The sequence below is a fragment of the Streptomyces sp. SGAir0957 genome (genome assembly GCF_043523415.1).
Genome location: NZ_CP027293.1, coordinates 4,465,760 through 4,479,960, shown reverse-complemented (window position 1 = coordinate 4,479,960; position 14,201 = coordinate 4,465,760). Strand labels below are relative to the sequence as shown.

Annotated in this window: 10 protein-coding genes, 4 tRNA genes and 1 other RNA gene; 9 read left to right on the top strand and 6 right to left on the bottom strand. The window is 72.4% G+C overall.

Annotated features, from left to right (window positions below; translation table 11 throughout):
• Positions 1-250 precede the first annotated feature (250 nt).
• The 8 genes from C1N81_RS24905 to C1N81_RS24870 all read left to right on the top strand — a co-directional run bounded on the left by C1N81_RS24905 (position 251) and on the right by C1N81_RS24870 (position 4,873).
• The gene (locus tag C1N81_RS24905; protein ID WP_394432629.1) at positions 251-571 is read left to right on the top strand and encodes a histone-like nucleoid-structuring protein Lsr2; all 321 of its coding nucleotides are present in this window, start codon (positions 251-253) and stop codon (positions 569-571) included.
• Positions 572-706: 135 nt separating this feature from the next.
• Positions 707-778, top strand: a tRNA-Gly gene (locus C1N81_RS24900).
• Between the two features lie 79 nt (positions 779-857).
• A tRNA-Gly gene (locus C1N81_RS24895) sits at positions 858-933 on the top strand.
• A 129-nt stretch (positions 934-1,062) separates the two neighbouring features.
• Positions 1,063-2,046, top strand: a complete 984-nt coding sequence (locus C1N81_RS24890) for an ABC transporter ATP-binding protein (RefSeq protein ID WP_394432627.1) — start codon at positions 1,063-1,065, stop codon at positions 2,044-2,046.
• Positions 2,043-2,825 carry an ABC transporter permease gene (locus C1N81_RS24885; protein WP_394432625.1) on the top strand — a complete coding sequence of 261 codons (783 nt, stop codon included), beginning with the start codon at positions 2,043-2,045 and terminating at the stop codon, positions 2,823-2,825. The genes C1N81_RS24890 and C1N81_RS24885 overlap by 4 nt, the downstream gene beginning before the upstream one ends.
• A gap of 25 nt (positions 2,826-2,850) precedes the next feature.
• On the top strand, positions 2,851-4,143 hold the full coding sequence (locus C1N81_RS24880; RefSeq protein WP_394438207.1) for a sensor histidine kinase: 1,293 nt from the start codon (positions 2,851-2,853) through the stop codon (positions 4,141-4,143).
• Positions 4,143-4,751: a response regulator gene (locus C1N81_RS24875; RefSeq protein WP_394432624.1), complete on the top strand. Its 609-nt coding sequence runs from the start codon at positions 4,143-4,145 to the stop codon at positions 4,749-4,751. Before C1N81_RS24880 ends, C1N81_RS24875 begins: the two co-directional genes overlap by 1 nt.
• A 46-nt stretch (positions 4,752-4,797) precedes the next feature.
• Positions 4,798-4,873, top strand: a tRNA-Gly gene (locus tag C1N81_RS24870).
• A gap of 70 nt (positions 4,874-4,943) precedes the next feature.
• Here C1N81_RS24870 and C1N81_RS24865 read toward each other — a convergent pair.
• From C1N81_RS24865 to ffs, 6 genes are all read right to left on the bottom strand, one after another.
• Complete coding sequence (locus C1N81_RS24865) at positions 4,944-5,846, bottom strand: phosphoribosylaminoimidazolesuccinocarboxamide synthase (RefSeq protein ID WP_394432622.1); 903 nt, start codon at positions 5,844-5,846, stop codon at positions 4,944-4,946.
• A 91-nt stretch (positions 5,847-5,937) separates the two neighbouring features.
• Positions 5,938-7,386: a N,N-dimethylformamidase beta subunit family domain-containing protein gene (locus C1N81_RS24860; protein ID WP_394438205.1), complete on the bottom strand. Its 1,449-nt coding sequence runs from the start codon at positions 7,384-7,386 to the stop codon at positions 5,938-5,940.
• Positions 7,387-7,674: 288 nt separating this feature from the next.
• Positions 7,675-9,453 (bottom strand): hypothetical protein, encoded by a 1,779-nt coding sequence (locus C1N81_RS24855; protein ID WP_394432620.1) that lies wholly within the window; start codon positions 9,451-9,453, stop codon positions 7,675-7,677.
• A 447-nt stretch (positions 9,454-9,900) separates the two neighbouring features.
• Complete coding sequence (gene purD, locus C1N81_RS24850; protein ID WP_394432618.1) at positions 9,901-11,160, bottom strand: phosphoribosylamine--glycine ligase; 1,260 nt, start codon at positions 11,158-11,160, stop codon at positions 9,901-9,903.
• 276 nt (positions 11,161-11,436) lie between these two features.
• A complete protein-coding gene (locus C1N81_RS24845) occupies positions 11,437-13,758 on the bottom strand; it encodes a DNA polymerase III subunit gamma and tau (protein ID WP_394432616.1) in 2,322 nt (773 codons plus the stop codon).
• 76 nt (positions 13,759-13,834) lie between these two features.
• Positions 13,835-13,931, bottom strand: an RNA gene (ffs, locus tag C1N81_RS24840) — signal recognition particle sRNA small type.
• Positions 13,932-14,003: 72 nt separating this feature from the next.
• On the opposite strand from ffs, the gene C1N81_RS24835 reads away from it, so the two are divergent.
• A tRNA-Ser gene (locus C1N81_RS24835) sits at positions 14,004-14,091 on the top strand.
• Positions 14,092-14,201: the final 110 nt, after the last annotated feature.

Here is a 14,201-nt window from a genome sequence, read left to right as displayed (position 1 = left end):
TTACGTCACCCGGCGAAGATCCGCACGGAAAATCAAGGGAAACAGTCCGGATTACTCGCCCCGGAGACACGCGCAGATTATTAACTGGTCTTCCCAGCACAATGTCGGGCAGGGTAAAAAGGAAATGGCGCATACAGGCAACCTGCCTGCACTCGGGCGCACGCTAAGCCCGGGCATTGCTCATACAGAGCTGGACAGTCGACATCACCGCACGTCAAAGCGGGGATGCCGGACGAAGGGACCGATATTCGTGGCGCAGCGTGTCGTGGTCACTCTCTTTGACGACATCGACGGCGGAGAAGCGGCGGAAACGGTCGTCTTCGGTCTCGACGGCAGGTCGTACGAGATCGACCTCAATCAAGCCAATGCCAAAAAGCTCCGCTCGGCCCTGGCCCCGTACCTGGAGGCGGGCCGCAAGCGCTCCAGCAGGACCGGCAAGGCGTTCACCCACACCGACCTGAGCCCGGACCCGGCCGCCGTACGCGCCTGGGCCCGCTCCAACCGGTTCGAGGTGCCGCCGCGCGGCCGCATCCCGAAGCGGGTCTACGAGGCGTTCGCCGAGGCCAACTGAGGCGCGCGGCCGGCCGGCCGCGCCCCCGTCAGGAGCCCCTCGGCACAACCGACTTGCGCTGCACCCCCGGCGGTCGGCTAAAGTCTGGAGCACGCCGAGGGGCAAGGCCGACAAAGCCGCAGCCCACGAGGTTGTGCGGGTGTAGTTCAGTAGTAGAACATCCCCCTTCCAGGGGGAAGGCGCAGTGTGCAATTCCTGTCACCCGCTCCGCATCGCGTACCAGGCACTCTTTCGAGTGCGGTAGGCTGATGCTCGCGCTGGTCGGTGAAAGCCGATCAGAGGCAATGCGAACGTAGCTCAGTTGGTAGAGCGCAACCTTGCCAAGGTTGAGGTCGCCGGTTCGAACCCGGTCGTTCGCTCCAGAAGGGAAAGGCCCCGGATCCCAGGATCCGGGGCCTTTCGCATGGGTGCGTGCGACACCTGACATTTGTCATGCGGGCCGATGACAGCGCGCACTGCAAACCGGCCCCGGCCGCCGCGACGCTGGATCCATGACCAGCAACGAGCGCGTGATCGATGTCACTGATCTGCGCCGCGTGTACGGGGACGGCAAGCGGGGCTCCTACGAGGCGGTGCGCGGGGTCAGCTTCTCCGTGGGCCGCGGCGAGCTCTTCGCCCTCCTCGGCACCAACGGCGCGGGCAAGACCTCCACCGTCGAACTCCTCGAAGGGCTCGCGGCGCCCGCCGGCGGGCAGGTACGGGTGCTCGGCCACGACCCGCACAGAGAGCGCGACCACGTACGGCCGCGGATCGGCGTCATGCTCCAGGAGGGCGGATTCCCCGCCGAGCTGACCGTCGCCGAGACCGTACGGATGTGGGCCGGCTGCACCAGCGGGGCGCGGCCCGTCGGGGAAGCCCTGGAGATGGTGGGGCTCACCGGCCGCGGCAAGGTCCGGGTCAAGCAGTTGTCCGGCGGCGAGAAGCGGCGGCTCGACCTCGCGCTCGCCCTGCTCGGACGGCCCGAGGTGCTCTTCCTCGACGAACCGACGACCGGGCTCGACGCCGAAGGGCGCCGCGAGACCTGGGAACTGGTGCGCCGCCTGCGCACCGACGGCACGACCGTGCTGCTCACCACCCACTACCTCGAAGAGGCGGAGTCGCTCGCCGACCGGCTCGCCATCCTGCACGAGGGGCGGATCGCCGCCGAGGGGCGCGTCGACGAGGTCGTCGCCGCCCAGCCCTCGCACATCTCGTTCGAGCTGCCCGACGGGTACCACGTGGGCGATCTTCCGCCGCTCGGGCCACTCGGCATCAGCGACCACGAGATCACCGGGCGCCTGGTCCGGCTGCGTACGGACGAGCTCCAGCGCGCCGCCACCGGGCTGCTCGTCTGGGCCAGGGACGCGGGCGTGGAACTGCGCCGCCTCGACGTGCGCGGGGCCTCCCTCGAAGAGGCGTTCCTGCGGATCGCGCGGGACCTGAAGGACGGCGCCGGTGAGCCGGAGAACCAGCGGGCGAAGGAGATGGCGGCATGAGCACGGCGACGATGACGACCACCCCGGCGGGGCGGCTCCGCTCCCTCGCGCGGGCCGAGCTGACGCTGCTCGGACGGAGCAAGGGCGTGCTGTTCAGCGCCGTCTTCGTCCCTCTGGTGCTGCCGTTCAGCCTGAGCCTGTCCCTCGACGAGAAGGCGCTGAAGGGCACCGGGCTCAGCGTCGGCGTCGTCGTGCTGACCGGGGCGATCGGCTTCTCCCTCCTCTTCGCCGTCTACAGCGCGCTGGTCAGCGTGTACGCGGCACGGCGCGAGGAACTCGTCCTCAAGCGGCTGCGCACCGGTGAGCTGCGCGACGGCGAGATCCTGACGGGGGCGGCGCTGCCGTCCGTCGCGATCGGGCTTGTCCAGTGCGTCGTCCTGGCCGTCGCGTGCAGCGCGGTGCTCGACGTGAGCGCCCCCGGCGCGCCCCAATACACCGTCCTCGGGCTGCTGTTGGGCTTCCCGCTGTGTGTCGCGCTCGCCGCGATCACCACCGTGTTCAGCCGCAGCGTGGAGAGCGCCCAGGTCGCCTCCATGCCGATGCTGCTCATCTCGATGCTCGGCTCGGGCACGTTCGTGCCGCTGGAGGTCATGCCCGACAAGCTGGCGTCCGTCTGCGAACTGCTTCCCCTGACCGGACCGCTCACCCTGATCCGCGGCGGCTGGAGCGGCGAGCTGACCACGCACGACGCGCTCGGCGCGCTCGTCACGTCGGTGGCCTGGATCGTCCTCGCGGTGTTTGCTGTACGACGGTGGTTCCGCTGGGAACCGCGACGGTGAAGCGGGCGGGAGCGTAGCGGTGCGGATGCCAGGCCGGTGGCGGGAGCGCAGCAAGATCGAGCGGGTGGAGTGGCAGAGCCGGCTCGTGCTGCGCGCGGTGAACTGGTTCTACTTCCTGGCATGGAGCGGCCCGGCGCTCGTCGGGTCGCTCCGCCATGACGGCACCGCGATCGCCCTCGGCATCGCGCTGGCCGTGGTGAACCTCGCCCAGTGCGCCGTTGCCCACGTCCATGTGCGCAGCGCCCTCGACCAGTACCTGGGACGCGGCCCCGTGCCGCCCGTGCAGACGCGCGTCGCGGCGGGGCTGACGGTGGCGGCGCTCGGCCTGCTCGTCGCTCTCGACGCGACCGACAGCATGAAGGAGGGCCTGATCGCCCTGCCGCTGCTGTTCCTGCCGATGCCGTTCGCCTGCGCCTACGTGCTGACCGTGCCGGTCCGTACGTTCCTGAAGCGAAGCGGCGTGGCGATCGCGGTGACGCTGGCGCTGTTCGCCGCCGTGGGCGCGAGCGTCGGCCGGATCGTCGCGGTGGCGATCGTCCTCGGGATCACCGTCCCCCTCGAACTGCTGACCGCGCGGTGCAGCGCCTGGAGCCTCTCCGTCATGTGGGAGTCCGAGCACGCCCGCGAGGTCGAGGCCCGGCTCGCCGTCGCCGAGGAACGCCTCCGGTTCGGCCGCGACCTGCACGACGTCATGGGCCGCAACCTCGCCGTCGTCGCCCTCAAGAGCGAACTGGCGGTGCAGCTGGCCCGGCGCGGCAGGACCGAGGACGCCGTCACCCAGATGATCGAGGTGCAGCGCATCGCCCAGGACTCGCAGAAGGAGGTGCGCGAGGTCGTACGCGGCTATCGCGAGGCCGACCTGAGCGCGGAACTGGCCGGTGCGAAGGGGGTGTTGAGCGCGGCGGGCATCGACTGCACGGTCTCCGGGTCCGCCGCGGGGCTCCCGCCCGAGGTCCAGTCCGCGCTCGGCTGGGTCGTCCGGGAGGCCACGACGAACGTGCTGCGGCACGGCGACGCGAGCGCCTGCCGGGTGGACCTGACGAAGGGAGCGCGGGAGGTCGTGCTGACGGTGGAGAACGACGGGGTCACCGGCCCCGGCACGCCCGGCCGCGGCTCGGGCCTCGCCGGACTGCGGGAGCGGCTCGCGGTACTGGAGGGGACGTTGGAGGCGACTGTGGTGCGGGACGGGGTGTTCCGGCTGACGGCTACGGTGCCGGTGCCGGAACCGGTGCCGGAGCCGACGGACTCGTCGGTGCGCCGTGAGCGGGAGCGCGCGGCGACGGCGTCTACGGCACGGCGCGAGCAGGAGGGTGCGTGATGGCATTGCGCGTACTGCTGGCCGATGACGAGCACCTCATCCGGGGTGCGCTCGCCGCGCTCCTCGCGCTCGAGGACGACCTGGTCGTCGTCGCCGAGGCGGCCAGTGGGCCCGAGGCGCTCGCCATGGCGCGGGCGCACTCCCCCGACGTCGCCGTGCTCGACCTGGAGATGCCGGGCGCCGACGGTGTGAGTGTGGCCACAACGCTCCGGGCCGAGCTGCCCGGCTGCCGGACCATGATCGTGACCAGCCACGGGCGCCCCGGGCACCTGAAGCGCGCCCTCGCGGCGGGGGTGCGCGGGTTCGTGCCGAAGACGGTCAGCGCGCAGCGGCTCGCCGAGATCATCCGCACCGTGCACGCCGGAAACCGCTATGTGGACCCGGAGTTGGCGGCCGACGCGATCTCCGCCGGGGACTCCCCGCTGACCGCGCGCGAGGCCGAGGTCCTGGAGCTGGCGGCCGACGGGGCGCCCGTGACGGAGATCGCCGAGCGGGCCGCGCTGTCGCAGGGCACCGTGCGGAACTATCTGTCGTCGGCCGTCTCGAAGCTCGGCGCCGAGAACCGGCACGCGGCGGTGCGGATCGCACGCGAGCGAGGTTGGGTATAGTAGGCGTCGCGCTTCGGCGCACGGAGCACCACGAAAGTGGAGCTTTGCGAACGTAGCTCAGTTGGTAGAGCGCAACCTTGCCAAGGTTGAGGTCGCCGGTTCGAACCCGGTCGTTCGCTCCAGTTCGTGAAGTTCGTACGAGAGCCCCGGTCCACCAGGACCGGGGCTCTCGGCGTTCCGCCGGGGTTCCGGCTACGACCAGGGCGTCCCGGTCAGCAGCTCGTACGCCTCGATGTACTTGCCGCGCGTCGCCGCGACGACCTCCTCGGGCAGCGGCGGCGGGGGCTGCTCGCTCTTGCGGTCCCAGCCGGAGGCGTCCGAGGTCAGCCAGTCGCGCACGAACTGCTTGTCGTAGCTGGGCTGCGCGCGCCCCGGCTGCCACTGGTCGGCCGGCCAGAAGCGCGAGGAGTCCGGGGTGAGCACCTCGTCGGCGAGGAGGAGCCCGCCCTCCTTGTCGAAACCGAACTCGAACTTGGTGTCGGCCAGGATGATGCCGCGCTCGCGCGCGATGTCCCGGGCCTTGCTGTAGACGGCGAGGGTCGACTGCCGCAGATGCGCGGCGGTCTCCGCGCCGACCTGCCGGGCGACCTCCTCGTAGCTGACGTTCTCGTCGTGCTCGCCGACCTCGGCCTTGGTGGCGGGGGTGAAGATCGGAGCGGGCAGCTCCGAGCCGTCCTCCAGGCCGTGCGGCAGGGCGAGCCCGCAGACCGTACGCGTCTCGTTGTACTCCACGAGGCCGGAGCCGGTGAGGTAGCCGCGGGCCACGCACTCGACCGGGACCATCTCCAGGGACTTGCAGACGAGCGTGCGGCCCGCCCAGTCGGCGGGGGCGCCGACGGGCAGCTCCGTGGAGACGACGTGGTTCGGCATGAGGTCCTGGAGCTGCTCGAACCACCACAGCGAGAGCTGGGTCAGGACGCGGCCCTTGTCCGGGATCGGCGTGGGCAGGACCCAGTCGTATGCGGACAGGCGGTCACTGGCGACCATGATCAGGTCGCCCGCGTCGTTCTGGTACAGCTCCCGCACCTTGCCGGTGTGGAGGTGCGTCAGGCCCGGCACCTGAACTGGCTCGGGCTTTTCGACGAATCCGGACACGGTTCCTCCCCGTGGTTCTGTACGAGTGCTTCCTGATTCTCCCGTACGAGGGGACGAGTTCTGGCCAGGGGTGGCCCGGGACGCCGCGCGTTCAGTCCCGTTTGCAGATGCGGTCGAGCAGATTCGCCGTCGCGCGCTGGATCCGCGGGTCGACGTGGCCCGGCCGGTCGAGCGCCGGGGACCAGGCGAACGTCCCGGACGCGAACACCAGCGCCCCCGACGGCGCCCGGTACAGCGACGTCTCCTGATGGCGGCGGGCCTTGTCGCCGTCCCGGTACGGGGAGTGGGCGAGCAGGATGCGGTCCTCGTGCTCGGGCAGCGCCGTGCGCGGGAAGTACCGATCCGCCTCACCGGCGACCAGGCCGTCGATCTCGTCGCCCTCGTGCGCGCCCGTCGCCTCCCACAGCCAGTGGTCCGCGTTGCGTACGACCAAGGGGTGCGGCTCGGGGACGCGGCCCGCGTACTGGATGCCCATGAGCTGCTGCTCGGGCCTGTCGATCTCGCGCCAGAGCGAGGGCTTGCCGGGGCCCCTGCGCTTGCGGCAGGTCAGCAGCCGGTCCGGCACGCCGGACGCCGACGGGCCCAACTCGACCTGCCAGTACATGGTGTTGGCGGAGAGGAAGACGAGGGAGGTGCCGGACTCGCGGGCCAGCTCGGTGGTGCGACGCATGTTCGCCGACCAGTACTCGTCGTGGCCGGGGAAGACCAGGCCCCGGTAGCGGGTCGGGTCGATCCGGCCCGCGTGCAGGTCACGGGCGTCGGCGTAGGCGAGGTCGTAGCCGTACCGCTCGGCCCAGCGGATGAAGTCGTAGGCGTGGCCGACGTGCAGGGGCAGGCCCGCGCCCGCGTACGGCCGGTCGAAGGAGACGGTGATCGCGGCCTCGCTCTCGCCGAGCAGCCGGCCCTCCTCGTCCCACGCGTGGTAGAGGCTGGCGCCCGTCCTGCCGTCCTCCGGATACAGGTTGTACGCCTGCCAGGTGATGTCCGGGAGCAGCAGGAGCAGGTCGGCGGGCTGGGAGTCGCGGACCGTGAACGGGACGTGCGAGCGGTGGCCGTCGACGGTGGTCAGGACGGCGACGTACGCCCCCACGTTCCAGTACGACGGGATCTGCAGGCGCCAGGAGAGCCACCAGTGGTGACAGGAGACCGTGCGGTCGGCGGTGAGCGGGGCGGGCTGGACGATGCCGGACAGGCGCGGGCTCGTGGTGATCTTGCGGGCGCCGTCGCCGCCATAGTGGCCGATGCGGTAGATGTCGACGCTGAACTGCTGCGGCGGGTCGACCGTGATGTGGAAGTCGATCGCCTCGCCGGGCGCGGCGGCACCGGTCGAGGTGAATCCTTTGATCTGGCGGTGCACGTCGTCGGCGGTGCGCGGCCCGTTGGTGCTGCGCGGCGCCGGGATCGGGCCCACCCCGCCGGACTGCGCGACGGTGTCCACGTACCAGGGGACGACCTGGCCCGTGTCGTCAAAGTAGTTCTCGCTGCCGCGCAGCCAGGGCAGCGGGCCCTGGCCGAACGGATCGCTGACGGCGTGCGCCATCGCGCCGGACTCCCAGCGGCGCGTGCGCCCACGGGGAGGCGGCGCGGCGCCGTGTGCCGCCGCGTCCTTCGGGTGCCCCACGCTGTCCGGCCCCATGGCTGCTCCCCTCCCTCGCCCCGAGCCCTGATGCGCGGTGTTGTTCCGCGACCGGTCCCCAGCACATCACATTACGCACGCACAACGTCACCGTTCGTCGTGAATTGACGAGAGTGGAACGTTTACCTCCGGTTAAGCCAGGACCCATGTTCTCCGGCGGAAGCGGAGGCGGGAGCTGCGCCGCAGTGGAGGTCAGACCAGGCGGACGGGCTTCTCCGGACGGATGCCGAGCCGGGCGAGCCAGCCTCTCAGCGGCTCCGGATCGCCGTCCTCCACCAGGCTCAGCACACGGGGCGCGAGATCGCCCGCACGCTCCCCGTCGACAAGGAGTGCGGGTCCGTCGAGCCAGTCGAGACCCGGGGTCGCACCCGCCGTGTCCACCGCGGCGCAGCAGACCATGGCCGTCACATGATCCGCCAGCAACTCCCGCCCGGCGCGCGGTGGTTGCAGCGGGAAGAGCGGAAGCGCACCCTCGTCCCACAGTGCGTCGTCCGGGCTCTTGCTGGTCGGCGCGGACGCCGCGGGGCGTGCGCTCTCCTCGCGGGCCAGCTCGGCGCTGAGCCCCGCGGCGAGGGAGTCGGCCTCGGGGCGGGGGGCCGGGGCGAGCAGCGCCTCCAGTTCGGCGTCGGTGTACGTCTCCGGGGCCGCGTCACCGGGCGGGCTCGCCGGGCGGGCGCCGGGCTCCGCCGCCAGGTGGTCGAGGACGCGGGCCAGGGTCGGGCCCTCGGGCGCGCTCGACGCTCCGGCCCGGGAGCTCCGCACGCCCAGGGAGTCCAGAACGCGGTGCAGCCGGGCGGCGTCGGCGCGCCAGGTGCGGTCCACGACCTCGTCCGGGTACTCCTGCCAGTCCACCGGCGCCCAGTCCGGGCCGGGCTCGGCGGGGCCGCCGTGGAAGAGACGGGCGGCGAGCAGGGATGCGGCCTCGTCGACGGCGCCGGGCTCTTCGAGCAGGTCACAGGCGGGGCGCTCGCCGAGCCGGGAGGTGAACCCCTCCGCGAGCCGGTCGCGCCGGGACAGTTCGGTGAGGGCCGCGACGACGCCCACGTCGAGCCGGGACGGCCAGCGGCCCATGCGCCAGGCGGGCAGCGCGACCCGGGTGAGCAGCCGGTCCCAGCCCGCGTAGGCGAGCCCGACCTGCTCCTGCGCGACGATCCTGAGCCCGTAGTCCACCGCTTGGGCGCGCTCGGCGCCGGCGGCGGCGACCCCGCGCTCCATCTCGGCGGCGTGCACCCGGCAGCCCCGCAGCATCAGACGGGCGATCCGGCCGACACCGCCGAGCACGACCCGGGCGACGGGGCCGCGGCCGGGCGAACCGGCGACCGCGACCGCCGCGTCCAGACCGCGCACGAAGCGCCGGGCCGCCGCTATGTCGGGGTGCGCCGACGGGCCCGTACCGGCGACGACCGGGGCGAGGACGGCGCGCAACTCGGCAACGCGCATCCACCACAGGAAGGGCGAACCGATGACGAGGACGGGCGCGGTCGGGGCCTTGGGGCGGTCGCCTTGCGCGTCGAGCCCTTCTTGGGAACCTCCCGCGGCGGGCCTGGGCGGGCCGTGGGCCGGATGGGTGCGGTCCTCCAGCCAGCTGTCGCAGTCCGGGGTGAGGGCTATCGCCGAGGGCGCCGGGACGTCGAGCCGGTCGGCCAGGTCCCGCACCAGGCGGTACAGGTCGGGCGCGGTCTCCTCGGCGATCGGGACGGTCGGGCTGAGAGCGGGCCTGGCCCGCGCCACGACGAGCGCGACGGCCGCCGCGACGACGAGGACGAGCACCGCGAGGACGGTCACCACGAGGCGCGCGCCGTCCCAGCCGCCGCCCGTCAGGTGGCCGGTCGCACCGCCCGCGAGCAGGATCACCGACGCGGCCGCGGGCAGGAGCGCGAGAGCCGTGGCCCTGCCCCGGATGCGCAGCACGGCGACGGCCCGGGAGCGCGCTGCCTGCGCACCCGCTTCCGCACCCATACCGGAACCCATACCGGACACGATCGATGTCACCCCCTGCTGCCTGTGCTCCTTGTCCGCCCTCGGACCGAGACCCTGGGCGGGACACTGGTGGCGTTGCTCACTCCCCCACTCTGGCACCCGCCACCGACATCGCAATGCCGGTGGTCCGTCCGGATCTGTCCGTTCACCGGACCGTTCCCGACGCACAAGGGTGCACTTCGCGGGGTGTCTGAACGCCGTGCGCCGCACCCTAGTTGGGGTCCGGGCCACCGTCAGCAGGATGGGCCATCGGTCACTCGATGGAATGGCTTTGGGTAAAGGTGGCTGACATCAAGGGGCCGGGCGGGAGAGGGTGACACCCCGCCCGACGCCATGAAACGCCTTCGGCCGTATGCGAAGAGGCCGACTTCGGTCGATCGTGGTCAGCCGGCTGTCATCGCGTGCCACCTGTGTTCAAGCCAGACCCGCGGGGCGCGCTCAGCTCTCCGCGGCTGCCTTGGCCGCGATGTCCGTACGGTGCTGCGATCCGTCGAGCCCGATGCGGCCCACCGCCGCGTACGCGCGCTCGCGGGCCTGCGTGAGATCGTCGCCCGTCGCCGTGACCGACAGGACGCGGCCGCCGGCGCTCAGCACCGGCCCGTCCCCGCCGTCCCGCTTCGTCCCGGCGTGCAGGACGTACGCGCCCGGGGCGTCCTGGGCGGCCACCTCGTCGAGGCCGGTGATCGGGTCGCCGGTGCGCGGGGTCTCCGGATAGTTGTGCGAGGCGATGACGACGGTGACGGCCGCGTCGTCGCTCCACCGCAGCGGCTCCAGATCGGCCAGCGTGCCGTTGGCGGCGGCCAGCAGGACACCGGCCAGCGGGGTCCGCAGCCGCGCCAGTACGACCTGCGTCTCGGGGTCGCCGAAGCGGGCGTTGAACTCGATGACGCGCACGCCGCGGCTGGTGATCGCCAGACCGGCGTAGAGCAGCCCGGAGAACGTGGTGCCGCGCTTGCGCATCTCGTCGACCGTCGGCTGCAGGACCGTGTCCAGAACCTCCTGCACCAGCTTCGGATCGGCCCACGGAAGCGGCGAATACGCGCCCATTCCGCCCGTGTTGGGGCCCTCGTCGTTGTCGAGCGCGCGCTTGAAGTCCTGCGCGGGCTGGAGCGGGACGACCGTCGTGCCGTCGGTGATCGCGAAGAGCGAGACCTCGGGCCCGTCGAGGAACTCCTCGATGACGACGCGCTCGCAGGCGTTCGCGTGCGCGCGGGCCTTCTCGATGTCCTCGGTGACGACGACGCCCTTGCCCGCGGCGAGCCCGTCGTCCTTCACGACGTACGGGGCGCCGAACGCGTCGAGCGCCTCGTCGACCTCGGCCGGGTTCGTGCAGACGTACGACCGGGCGGTGGGCACACCGGCGCCCGCCATGACGTCCTTCGCGAACGCCTTCGAGCCCTCCAGCCGCGCGGCCTCCGCGGACGGGCCGAAGACCGGGATCCCGGCGGCCCGGACGGCGTCGGCGACCCCCGCGACCAGCGGGGCCTCCGGGCCCACGACGACGAGGCCGGCCTCCAGCTCCTGGGCGAGGGCCGCGACCGCGGCACCGTCGAGCGCGTCGACCGCGTGCAACTCGGCGACCTCGGCGATGCCTGCGTTGCCAGGGGCGCAGTGCAGGGCGGAGACGGCGGGGTCGAGGGACAGAGAGCGGCACAGGGCGTGTTCGCGGGCGCCGCCGCCGATGACGAGGACCTTCACGTCGGTCAGCCTATCCGCACGGGTGGGGTGGTCTTGTACGGGCTTCCTAGGGTGAGACGGGGGTGGGGTTGTGGGTTCCTACGGGAGGGGCGTGCTGCGGGGCGCTATAGGGGCGGGGGCGATGCGGGGCCGGGGCGATGCGGGGCCGGGGGCCCTGAAGGGCGTATCAGGTGTGGGCGGGACCCGAGGGCTGCCCGGGGTGGGGCGCGGCCCGAGGGCTGCTCGGGGCGTGGGCGCGACCCGAGGGCTGCCCGGGGCGTGGGCGCGACCCGGGTGCTACTCGTTGGTGAACTCCTCGACCACCGTCGCTCCGAGTTCGCGGACGATCAGCTCGTGGCCGGACAGCGCGTTCTCGTCCAGGTCCGGGTCGTCGTCCTCCGGGATGTCGTCCTCGACGGAGACCGGCTGACGGGCCGGGGCGGGCGCCGGCGCCGGTGCCGGGGCGGACGGGGCCCGGGACTGGGGCGCGGAGCCGGACGACGGCGCAGCGGGGGGCGCGGCCGGGCCGCCGGGTGCGGCTGCGGGGGCTGAGGCCGGTGCCGGTGCCGGTGCGGGGGGCTGGGGGTAGCCGCCCCCGAAGCTCCCGCCGCCCGCGCCACCGCCGTAGCCGCCCCCGGGTCCTCCGAAGCCGCCACCGGAGGCGGGGGGCGCCGCCGGGCCGCCCCCGGCGTCGACGACCGCTTCGACCTTCCAGTTCACGTTGAACTGTTCGGTCAGGGCCGCGCGCAGGACGTCCTCGCTGCCGCTGCTCGCGAAGTTGTCCCGGGCGCCCGCATTGACGAAGCCGAGCTGGAGCGTGGTCCCGTCGAACCCTGTGACCTGCGCGTTCTGACTCAGCAGGATCCAGGTGAAGCGGCGCTTGTTCTTCACCGCCTCCAGGATGTTCGGCCAGAGGGTACGGGGGTCGAGACCGCCGGTCGGGGCCGCGGGTGCCGGTGCCGCCTGTGCCGGGGCCGCGGCGTTGGCCGGGGTGTGCTGCGGCGCGGCTGCCGCGGGGGCGGGCGGCTGGGCGGGACCGGTGGATCCGGCGGAACCAGTGGACCCGGCGGACGCGGCCGTGGGCCAGCCGCCAGGCCGACGGGCGCCGCCGCCTCCGCCCGCGGGGGTGGCGGTGGGCCAGGCGCCGGGGGCGGAAGCGGAAGCGGAAGCGGGAGGTGCGGATTCCGGGGCGGGAGCGGGTGCCGGGGCCGGCGCTTGGGCCTGGACCGGGGCGGGAGCAGGCGCGGGAGCCTGCACCTGGTCCTGGGCCGGGGCCTCCGGAGCGGTGCCACGGACGGCGGCGCGGGCCGCCGCGGGCCCGCCACCCGGCGCGACGGATGCCATCGGCGTCATGGGCGCAGCGGCCTGAGCGACCGGAGCGCCCGGAGCGGGAGCGTGGGCATCCGGCCCGGGAACGTACCCCATGGCCGGACCGGCCCCCTGCCCGCCCGGAGTGAAGACACCGCCGCGCTCGATGCGGTCGAGGCGGGCCATGACCGAACGCGCGTCGTCGTACGCGGCGGGCAGCAGCACGCGCGCGCAGATCAGCTCGAGCTGGAGGCGCGGCGAGTTGGCGCCGCGCATCTCGGTCAGCCCCTCGTTGACCAGGTCGGCGGCACGGCTCAGCTCGGCGGCGCCGAACGTGGAGGCCTGCGCCTGCATCCGCTCGACGACATCGGCGGGGGCGTCGATGAGCCCCTTCTCGGCGGCGTCCGGAACGGCGGCGAGGATCACCAGATCCCGCAACCGCTCCAGCAGATCGGTGACGAACCGGCGCGGATCATTGCCCCTCTCGATCACGTGATCGACGACCTCGAAGGCGGCGGCCCCGTCACCGGTGGCGAAGGCCTCGACGACGGAGTCGAGCAGCGAACCGTCCGTGTAACCCAGCAGGGCGGTCGCCATGGCGTACGTCACACCGTCCTCACCGGCACCGGCGAGCAGCTGGTCCATGACGGACATGGAGTCACGCACGGACCCGGCGCCGGCGCGCACGACGAGCGGCAGCACGCCCTCCTCGACGCGGCTGTCCTCCTTGGCGCACACCTCGCCCAGGTACTCGCGGAGCGTGCCGGGCGGCACGAGCCGGAAGGGGTAGTGATGCGTACGGGACCGGATGGTCCCGATGACCTTCTCTGGCTCGGTCGTCGCGAAGATGAACTTGAGGTGCTCCGGGGGCTCCTCGACGACCTTCAGAAGCGCGTTGAACCCCGCCGACGTGACCATGTGGGCCTCGTCGATGATGTAGATCTTGTAACGACTGCTCGCCGGGCCGAAGAAGGCCTTCTCCCGCAGATCACGGGCGTCGTCCACACCACCGTGCGAAGCGGCGTCGATCTCGATGACGTCGATCGACCCCGGCCCGTTGCGCGCGAGGTCCTGGCAGGACTGGCACTCGCCGCACGGCGTGGGCGTAGGACCCTGCTCACAGTTGAGGCAGCGGGCCAGGATGCGCGCACTGGTCGTCTTGCCGCAGCCGCGCGGACCACTGAACAGGTACGCGTGATTGACCCGGTTGTTCCGCAGCGCCTGCTGCAACGGGTCGGTTACATGTTCCTGCCCGATGACCTCGGCGAACGACTCCGGGCGATAACGGCGGTACAGCGCGAGAGACGACACACCTACGAGGTTATAGGCGCCCACCGACAACCGGCCCCGCCCGACCCGGACCCCCGGTACCACCCGGTCCCGGGAACGCAGACGCCCCTCACGCACCCGCCAGAGCCAACCTACCCTTGCTGCCTTCCGGCCCTGGGGGAGTTCAGTCAGATAGCGCCACGTGAGGGGCTGCGCCAAGAGTACATGCTCCGGGCCCGGGGGAACGAGTTCGCGAGCACTCCTCAACGTCTTGTATTGTTTGCCGCGGAGGATTCGCCTAGAGGCCTAGGGCGCACGCTTGGAAAGCGTGTTGGGGGCAACCCCTCACGAGTTCGAATCTCGTATCCTCCGCCAGTGCCTCACCGGGCACTAACGTCGAAGGGCCCCACTGTTCGCAGTGGGGCCCTTCGACGTTCTCCGTCTCAGTCGGCTCGTTCCTCCCCGCCCGTGGGGTTAACCCCACC